This is a genomic window from Dietzia sp. B44, assembly GCF_014145245.1.
In the GTDB taxonomy this organism is placed as follows: domain Bacteria; phylum Actinomycetota; class Actinomycetes; order Mycobacteriales; family Mycobacteriaceae; genus Dietzia; species Dietzia natronolimnaea.
On record NZ_JAALEF010000026.1, the window covers coordinates 1 to 9,009 of the forward strand.

The 9,009-nt window shown below is 70.3% G+C and carries 8 protein-coding genes and 1 pseudogene; 4 read left to right on the forward strand and 5 right to left on the reverse strand.

Going from position 1 to position 9,009, the window contains the following annotated elements:
• A partial coding sequence (locus tag G6017_RS01265) for a glycoside hydrolase family 1 protein (protein WP_182615529.1) occupies positions 1–1,031 on the forward strand: 1,031 nt, incomplete at its 5' end.
• Between the two features lie 9 nt (positions 1,032–1,040).
• Positions 1,041–2,711 (forward strand): serine hydrolase, encoded by a 1,671-nt coding sequence (locus tag G6017_RS01270; RefSeq protein WP_182615531.1) that lies wholly within the window; start codon positions 1,041–1,043, stop codon positions 2,709–2,711.
• Positions 2,712–2,772: 61 nt separating this feature from the next.
• Here G6017_RS01270 and G6017_RS01275 read toward each other — a convergent pair whose 3' ends face one another.
• From G6017_RS01275 to ppk2, 3 genes are all read right to left on the reverse strand, one after another.
• The gene (locus G6017_RS01275; RefSeq protein WP_182615533.1) at positions 2,773–3,906 is read right to left on the reverse strand and encodes an AI-2E family transporter; all 1,134 of its coding nucleotides are present in this window, start codon (positions 3,904–3,906) and stop codon (positions 2,773–2,775) included.
• Positions 3,907–3,960: 54 nt separating this feature from the next.
• Positions 3,961–5,004, reverse strand: a complete 1,044-nt coding sequence (locus G6017_RS01280; protein WP_179525811.1) for an enoyl-CoA hydratase/isomerase family protein — start codon at positions 5,002–5,004, stop codon at positions 3,961–3,963.
• Positions 5,005–5,118: 114 nt separating this feature from the next.
• Positions 5,119–6,012 carry a polyphosphate kinase 2 gene (gene ppk2, locus G6017_RS01285; RefSeq protein WP_241731320.1) on the reverse strand — a complete coding sequence of 298 codons (894 nt, stop codon included), beginning with the start codon at positions 6,010–6,012 and terminating at the stop codon, positions 5,119–5,121.
• A gap of 82 nt (positions 6,013–6,094) precedes the next feature.
• On the opposite strand from ppk2, the gene G6017_RS01290 reads away from it, so the two are divergent.
• Together G6017_RS01290 and G6017_RS01295 are read left to right on the forward strand one after the other, a co-directional pair.
• Positions 6,095–6,646 (forward strand): TetR family transcriptional regulator, encoded by a 552-nt coding sequence (locus G6017_RS01290; RefSeq protein ID WP_182615535.1) that lies wholly within the window; start codon positions 6,095–6,097, stop codon positions 6,644–6,646.
• On the forward strand, positions 6,643–7,365 hold the full coding sequence (locus G6017_RS01295) for an HAD hydrolase-like protein (protein WP_182615537.1): 723 nt from the start codon (positions 6,643–6,645) through the stop codon (positions 7,363–7,365). Before G6017_RS01290 ends, G6017_RS01295 begins: the two co-directional genes overlap by 4 nt.
• 208 nt (positions 7,366–7,573) lie before the next feature.
• Here the strand turns inward: G6017_RS01295 and G6017_RS01300 are convergent, their stop codons facing one another.
• Positions 7,574–8,314, reverse strand: a complete 741-nt coding sequence (locus tag G6017_RS01300) for an endonuclease domain-containing protein (RefSeq protein ID WP_502222298.1) — start codon at positions 8,312–8,314, stop codon at positions 7,574–7,576.
• A gap of 361 nt (positions 8,315–8,675) precedes the next feature.
• Positions 8,676–9,009, reverse strand: a pseudogene (locus G6017_RS01305) (ABC transporter ATP-binding protein); the annotation flags it as partial.

Here is a 9,009-nt window from a genome sequence, read left to right on the forward strand (position 1 = left end):
GGGACACCTCGCACGCCCTGGCCGACTACGCCACCGTGGTGGTGGACGCCCTCGGCGACCGCGTCACCCGGTGGCTCACGCTCAACGAGATGAACGTCCACACCCTCTACGGCCACGGGCTCACCGATCACGCGCCCGCGCTCGGGATGGGGCTGGACTGCCTGCCCGTGGCCCACAACCTGCTCCGCGCGCACGGGCTGGCGGTCGGGGCGATCCGCGCCGCCGGTGCCCACCACGAGGTCGGGGTGGTCCAACAGCACTTCCCCGTCTCCGCCGCGACCGACTCCGCAGAGGACGTCGAGGCCGCCGAGATGTTCCGCATCCTCACCAACTGGTTGTTCTCCGATCCGATCCTCCGGGGCACCTATCCGGAGGACTGGGTGGCCGAGCTCGTCATGACCGCCGCGGGGCTGACCCCGGACCAGCTCGAGCAGGACCTCGTCGTCATCTCGGGCCCCCTCGACCTCTACGGCGTCAACTATTACGAACCCACGGTGATCGAAGCCCCCCGCGAGGACACGGACTACTCCGGGGTCCTCGAGGTCGACTTCCCGGAGGACATGCCGTTCCGCCCCGTGCGGATCGAGGGTGTGGAGCGGACCGACTTCGACTGGCCCGTCGTGCCGTCGGGTCTCACCGACATCCTCGTGGCCCTCCACGAGCGCTATCCGGGACTGCCGCCGGTGACGGTGACCGAGAACGGGTGCTCGTACCACGACGGACCCGGTCCGGACGGCGCGGTCCACGACGAGCGCCGGATCGACTACCTGCGCGCGCACCTGGCGGCTGTGGTGGATTCCCTCGACGCGGGCGTGACCGTGGACGGCTACTACGTGTGGTCGGCCATGGACAACTTCGAGTGGGCCGCCGGGTACGCCGAGCGCTTCGGCCTGGTCCACGTCGACCACAGCACCCTGACGCGCACCCGCAAGGACTCCTGGTACTGGTATCGCGACCTGATCGACGCGCACCGCAACCGAGTCGCGGGGAATGGTCCGACCCGGGCCTCCGGGACCCCTCCGGCGGTCTAAGCTGGGCGGATGACCACCGATTCGGCCACCGGGCACCGTCGGACCCTGGGAGCGATCAGCGTGTGCGCGGCCGTCGCGCTCCTCGGTTCGGCGTGCGGGACACCGGTGGCCACGCCCGGCCCCGACGAGAGCCCGGCCGCCTACTCGGGACTCGAGGTCAGCGAGGACCGGATCGACTACGCGATCGGCAAGGTCACCGACATCGTCGAGGAGGAGATGGACGCCTCCGGTATCCCGGGCGCGGCCGTGGCCGTGGTGCACGGCGGCGAGGTGGTCCTCGCGGAGGGGTTCGGCGTCCGTGACACCGGCACGGGCGCCGAGGTGGATGCGCGGACCGTGTTCCCGTTGGCCTCGATCTCCAAGTCGGTCAGCGCCACGGTGGTGGCAGCGGAGAGCGCCGACGGCCAGGTCGACTGGTCCACGCCCGTCAGCGAGTACCTGCCGTGGTTCGAGCTCTCCGATCCCCAGCTGACCCCCCTCGTGACCGTCGGCGACGTCTTCGCGCACCGCTCCGGACTGCCCGGGCACGCGGGTGACGACCTCGAGGACCTGGGTTACGACCGGCCCGCGGTCCTGCACGGTCTGCGCCACCTGCCGCTCACGCCGTTCCGGGCCTCGTACGCGTACACCAACTTCGGACTCACCGCGGGGGCCGAAGCGGTGGCGGTCGCGGCGGGGACCCCCTGGGACGAGCTGGGTCGCGAGCGGATCTTCGACCCGCTCGGCATGACCGACACCTCGTTCTCCCACGACGAGCTGCTCGAGCGGGACAACCGGGCGGTCGGCCACGTGCGCGCCGACTCCCCCGACTCCCCCGACTCCGCGGACCAGAGCGACCCGGACGGGGACTGGGTCCCGGCCGATCCCCAGCGCGACCCCGACGCCCAGGCGCCGGCGGGGGGCCTGAGTTCGTCGGTGACCGACATGGCCGCCTGGATGGCGATGGTGCTCGACGACGGCAAGGGGCCCGGCGGCTCCCAGGTCGTGCCCGCCGAGGCGCTGCGCGAGGCCCTCACCCCGCAGATCGTCTCCTCGCCGCCGCGGGCCGCCGCGGACCGTCCCGGGTCCTACGGCTACGGGTTCAACATCGGTACCAGTTCCTCGGGTCGGGTCCAGTGGAGCCATTCCGGGGCGTTCGCGCTCGGGGCGGGCACCGCGATGCTCATGCTGCCCTCGCTCGACCTGGGGATCATCACGGTGACCAACGCCTCGCCGAGCGGGGTGGCGGAGACGATCAACGCCAGGTTCGCCGACTACGCCCAGTACGGCGACCCCACGCTGGACTGGCGGGATCTGTTCGGCCAGGCGTTCGCGTCACTGCTCGACCCGGTCGGGGACCTGGTGGACGCGACCCCGCCCGCCGATCCGGCACCGTCGAGGGACCCGGCCGAGCTGGTCGGGACGTACCGCAACGACTACTTCGGGACCCTCGAGGTCAGAGAGTCGCAGGACGCGCTGGAGATGACCGTCGGCGGCGCCGCCGCCTGGCCACTCGAGCCCTGGGACGGCGACACGTTCGCGGTCGAACCGCGGAGTGAGAACTGGCCGCCGGGGTCGCGGGGTTCCGTGACGTTCGACGACGACGAGGTCACCGTCGAACTCCTGGACGGCAACGGTCTCGGGACCTTCACCAGGGCGCCCGCCGGGGACGAACCCGGCGATCCCGGATCCCCCGACTGACCGCGGGCGTCCGCCGCCCCCGGCGCAATCGGAGCCCCCGAGCCCGGGCCCGCAGGGAGGGTCAGCGCGGTGCCGGCAGCTTCCCGGCCCGCCGCCGGTCGCGTTTGGCATCGGCGTCGGGAGTGGTCGTGAACGTCGAGAACCACGTCATCCGGGGGTCGGCGTCCACGAGGAAGGCCTTGACCGCGAGGGTCAGCGGCACGGCCAGGATCGCGCCCAGAGCACCGGCCACCGACGCCCAGAACACCAGCGAGAGGAACGTGACGGTGGGGGTCAGCCCCACGGCGTCGCCGGTGAACTTGGGCTGGATGAAGCTCTGGATCACCAGGTTGACCACGCTGTAGATCACCACCACCCAGATGGCGTCGACCGGTCCCCCGGTCAGGAGCGCGAACAGCGCGGGTGGCACGAGGCCCAGGACGAAGCCGATGTTGGGGATGTAGTTGGTGACGAAGGCCAGGACGCCCCAGACCAGGGCCAGCGGCACACCGATGATCATCAGTGCGATCACGTCGATGACCGCCACGATGAGACCGAAGATCGTCGAGACGATCCAGTACGACTTCACACCGTCGGTGAACGAGCTGAGGGCGTCCGCCAGCCGGGGCCGCTGGCGCGCGATCACCGCCCGACGGCGGGTGATCCCCGGGACGTCGAACACCAGGAAGGTCAGTGCGATCACCAGGACGGTGAGCTGCCCGCCCGCCGAGGACAGCTGCCCCGCCACGTTCTGGACGGTGCCGATCACGGTGCCGGGGTCGACTCCCGCCAGGCTCGAGGAGACCTGGTCCTCGCTCACCCCGAACCGTCCGAGGAACTCGATGGTCTGCTCGTACAGTTCGACGAACTTGTCCTGGTAGCGCGGGATCTCCTCGGCGGCGATCCACAGCGCCCACACGAGCATCCCCACCAGCGCGGCCAGCAGGAGGTAGAGCACCAGCAGGACGATGATCATCCCGCCCCACCTCGGCAGGCCGGCACGCTCGAGCAACCGCTGCAGCGGCTGGGCGGCGATCACCAGGTTCAGGGCGAGGAAGGCGGGCATGACCATGTTCGCGTGCTGGGAGATCCCCCAGAGCACGACGAACGCGGCGGCCAGGGACACCACGGTGACGCCGGCGATCCCCCAGCCCTTGGGCTCCTCGTGCGGGGCGAGCACATCGGGTTCGCGCGCGCCGTCACCGGTGGTGGTCATGGCCCCTCCTCGACCCGCGCCCCGTGCGCTGGACGCCGATCAGAGTAGACCCTGTCAGCCCCCGGTCAACGCCGAACGGATGGCGTCCACGTGAACGTCGTCGAGGTCGGCGGGGTCCCAGGTGGGGTTGCGGTCCTTGTCGATCACCACGGCCCGGACGCCTTCGACGAAGTCCGGGCGGGCGGTGATCCATCCGCCCAGCGCCAACTCGGCCGCCAGGCACTCTCGCAGATCGCTCGCGGCCGCCCCTGCGCGGAGCAGCTCGATGGTCGCGATGACGGACGTCGGGCAGTGCGACCGCAGCATCTCGAGGGTCGAGGTGGCCCACTCGTCCTGCGCACCGGACTCCAGGGCCGCGACCATCTCCTGCACGGTCGCACGGGAGAAGACGTCCTCGATCCGGTCGATGTGCTTCTCGACCGCGGACTCCCCCGCCGCCGAGTGCTCGAGGCCGTGGCGCTCCAGGGCGGCGTCCAGGCCATCGGACCCGATGGCGGAGACGAAGGCGTCGCGGTCGGCGTCGTCGATCAGATGGGTGGCCAGACCCGTGTAGAGCGCGTCGGCGGAGTTCATCCGGACCCCGGTGGTGCCGAGGTAGATCCCCACCGCGAGGCCCCGGGTCCCGCCGCCGCACAGGCGGGGCAGGAAGTGGCTGGCGCCGACGTCGGGGATGAACCCGATCGCCGTCTCCGGCATGGCCATCATGACCTTCTTGGTGACCACGCGGTGCGAGCCGTTAATGGAGATCCCGAGGCCGCCGCCCATCGCGACGCCGTGGATCACGGCGACGGTGGGCACCCGGTGCGTGTGGTACGCGAGGTCCATCGCGTACTCCTCGGAGAAGAACTCCCGGTTGGTCTGGTGCTCGCCGGCGGCCGCGGCGTCGCGCAGCGCGCGGATGTCGCCGCCCGCGCAGAACGCCTTCTCCGAGGTACTGGTGGTGACGACGGCCTCCACTCCCGAGTCCTGCGACGCGGCATCCAGGGCGGAGTGCAGGGCCCGGCACATGGGCAGGTCGAGGGAGTTCAGTGCCTTGGGGCGGTCCAGGACGATGTGCTGCATCCGGCCTTCTCGCCGGGTGGTGACGAATTCGCTCATGCCCCCAGTGTGGCAGGCCGGTCTGTGCCCGTCGCCGGGATACTAGGAATTCCTACCTAGGCCGCCCCCGCCGCCCCGCCCGGCGTCAGGTCGCCGATCGTGCCCCGCCTCCGGTCAGAGCAGCTCCGACGCCACGTCCGGGACGTACTTGAACTCCTCGCGCGGCGGGCGCTCGTAGCTCGCACCCTCGGGTCGTTCCGGGATCTCGAACGTCGGCGGCTCCAGCTTCTCCCACGGCACGGTGGAGAGCAGGTGCGAGATGACGTTGATGCGCGACCGCTTCTTGTCCTCCGACTCGACCGTGTACCAGGGCGCCTCGGGGATGTCGGTGTGGATGAACATCTCGTCCTTGGCACGGCTGTACGCCTCCCACCGGTTGATGGACTCCAGGTCCATCGGCGAGAGCTTCCACCGGCGCATGGGGTCGTCGTGCCGCGAGCGGAAGCGGCGCTCCTGCTCCTCGTCGGACACGGAGAACCAGTACTTGCGCAGCATGATCCCGTCCTCCACGAGCAGGCGTTCGAAGATCGGCGCCTGGTGCAGGAAGCGGCGGTACTCGTCCGTGGTGCAGAAGCCCATCACTCGTTCCACGCCGGCCCGGTTGTACCAGGAGCGGTCGAAGATCACGATCTCCCCGGCCGCGGGCAGGTGCTCGATGTAGCGCTGGAAGTACCACTGGGTCTTGTGCACCTCGGTCGGGGCGGGAAGCGCGACCACGCGGGCGAACCGCGGGTTGAGGTACTGGGTGATGCGCTTGATCGCCGACCCCTTGCCGGCGGCGTCGCGGCCCTCGAACACCACGACGAGCCGGTTCCCGGTCTCCTTGAGCCAGGCCTGCATCTCCACGAGCTCGGCCTGCAACCGCTCGAGCTCGGCCTCGTACGCCTTCTTGGGCAGTTTCTCCAGGCCGCTGGCGAGTTCCTTCTTCTTCGACCCGGTGTCGCCGCTCTTCGAGGACGTGCTCTTCCCGCTCGAGGTGGCCTTCTTATCGTCCTTCTTGCCGCTCATGCCCGCGATCCTACGGCCCCGGGCGCACCCGGCCCGGCTCTTCGGATGCGGTCCGCAGCCGGCTCGCGCGATAATGGACGGCGTGAGGTCCCGTGACAGCATCCTCGACGCGACCCGAGCGGTGATCGGGGACGTGGGGTTCGACGGGGTCAATATCGCCGTCGTGGCCAAGCGGGCCGGGGTGAGTCGGCAGACGGTGTACTCGATCTTCGGTACCCGTGAGGAGTTGATCGGCGAGGCGGTCACCGAACGGTTGACCGCGCTGGTCGGTGCCTACGAGTCCGTGATGGACTCGGCCGACTCTCTGCTCGAGGTGCTGGTGGAGATCGTGATCGAGGCCCGGCGACGCATCCTCGGGGACCCGCTGCTGCGAGCCCTGACGCTGTCAGGCGAGGGCAACCCGATCCACCATCCGGGTGCTGTAGACAGATCCCTCGAGTACACAGCCCACCTGCTCGGTCCGGCGATCGAGCGATTCCCCGAGTTCGCCGACCGCATCGACTTCCTCGCCGACGTCGGCGTGCACATCGGCTGGTCGGTGATGGTGCTCGAGGATCCCGACTCCCGCTCCGACGCCGACCTGCGGGCGTTCCTCACCGCCTGGCTCGCACCACTGCTGCAGCCGCCATCGTGAGCGCTCTGCTCGTCCTCTGGGACCTCGACCTCACGTTGCTCGACCCCGCCGGGTTCGGCTCGCGGATGATCGCCCCCGCGCTCGCCGAGATGGTCGGCGGCGAGCCCGTCATGGACGTCTCCTTTGCCGGGCGGACCGACCGCGCGATCTGCACCGACCTGCTCGGGCGGAACGGGATCGACCCCCGCGAGGACCTCGTCACCACGCTGCTCCACGCCGTCGCCGAGCGGTGCGAGGCGCACGGGCAGGACCTGCTCGACGCGGGAGGTGGGGCACTCCCGGGAGCTCACGAGGCGATAGCCGCCCTCGCCGCGGTAGACGGGCTGCACCAGGGGATCGTCACCGGCAACATGCGACGGACGGCGCTGCTCAAGCTCCGGGTGTGTGGGTTCGACGGGCTTCCCGATCCGCGGCTCGGGGCGTTCGGAGATCACCACGCCGACCGCGCCGACCTCGTCCGCGGTGCCCTCACCACCGCCCGCGCACGCGGACTCGAGGTGTCCGCTGAGCGCGCGGTGGTGATCGGTGACCACGTCCACGATGTCCGCGGCGCACTCGACGCGGGGGCCCGCTGCGTCGCCGTCGCCACCGGTCGGGTCTCCGCTGACGAGTTGCGATCAGCTGGTGCCCACGCCGTCCTGCCGAGCCTCACCGATGCCGACGCCCTGCTCTCCGCCTGTCTCGCCCACACTCGCGCGCATCCCTCGCCGGCCGATTGACGCTCCCAGCCCCTGCCTCACGCACACCCCGGCGCGCCCCGGCGCTCCCCCACCCCGCCGCGCCCCGCACACCCAGCGCGCCCCCACCCCAGCGCCTTCATCCCAGCGCGCCCCGCGCAACGGGTGTGGTCGTGGCCCTTGTGGCCACAACGCAGTTCTGTCGCAGTGGGCACGACCAAGATTCGGGTGATGTGGTCGCGCGTCGCGGTCATACCCGTGCGCGGCCGCGCTCGAGGGCCGCACCGATCTGGCGGAGTACCGCCCGTGGATTCCGGAGCATCGAACCGGTCACGCGGACCACCTGCCAGCCCAGCTCCGAGAGTTCGGCGTTGACCCGCGCGTCGTACTCCCAGGTAGACCTGCCTCGATGGACGTCCCCGTCGTAGAACACCGCCACCTTCCCGACCTCGTACGCCAGATCCGCAGTGGCGACCTTCACCCCGTACTCGTTGTGGATCTCGACCTGCGGAGTCGGGTCGGGGAGGTCCGACCGGACGATCAGCAGCCGAAGCCTGGTCTCGGGCGGCGAATCAGCTCGCTGGTCACACCACCGGAGAAGGCTCCGCACCCTCTGCAGACCGTGCAACCCTCGCAGGCCCCGTGCCAGTGCACTCACCTCGCTGACGGCGATCCGGGATCGATTGCACACGGCGTCGATCTTCGCGATCGCCGTATCGTCGTTGACCTCCCACCTCGCTACGTCGATGGCCGTCCGTGCAGCGGAGGTCACACGGAGTCCACCGATCGCTTCCACCTGTCCCGCCGGCAGAGCACGCCGGAGGCGACGCAGCCGCACACGGCCCGGAGCGGGTGCCGTTCCGACCGCGTAGATGTCGACTTCTCTCTCGACCGCGGCCGGCGCGTACCACCGCTCCCGGTGGATCAGTGCCGCCGCGAGACCGCCGATCACGGCTCCAGCGGGTGCCCATAGCGCTGCGCCGCGGACCATTACATCCGGTGTGGCGGGCGCTCCGGTGGCGAGGTACACGTCGGGGAACAGACGACGATGTCCTGACCTGAGCTGATGGCCGGACAGATGGCCTTCCACGACCGCCGCACTACCGATGAACGGCGCAGCAGGATGAGGACGGGGCACCTCAGGATCATCGCCCGCGGTGACCGTTCACGCCCGCCCCCGGCGTCCCCTGTGGATGAGGACGACGAGCATCCACAACGAACCGCGCCGCTCGGTCCTGGCATCAGGTGTTCCGCCCATATTCTGGTCGTGCCCAGCGCGGTGAAACGCTCGATTCACCGCAGCAAAGACGACCAAGTTCGACGTCCACACCGCTCTCGCGCCGGCGGGTGGATCAGCCCTCGACCTGTTCGCCGAGCTCCATCCAGCGCTCCTCGAGCTGTTCCTTCTCCGCGCTCACGTCCTTGAGATCACGGTCGAGGGACGCGAGCTTCTCCGTGTCGAGCGCCTCCCCTGCGGCGGCGGTGAGGGCCTCGTGGATCGTGGCCTGTCGTTGATCGAGTTTGAGCATCTGGCGCTCGATCTTGGACATCTCCTTGCGCAGCGCCCGCTCGTCACCCGAGCTGAGCCCGGACCCGGCGGAGCCGGCGGTCGCGGCGGATGCCGAACCACCGCCCGATCCAGCCCCGGGACCCGAGCCCGAGCCCGAACCCGAGCCAGCGGGCTCG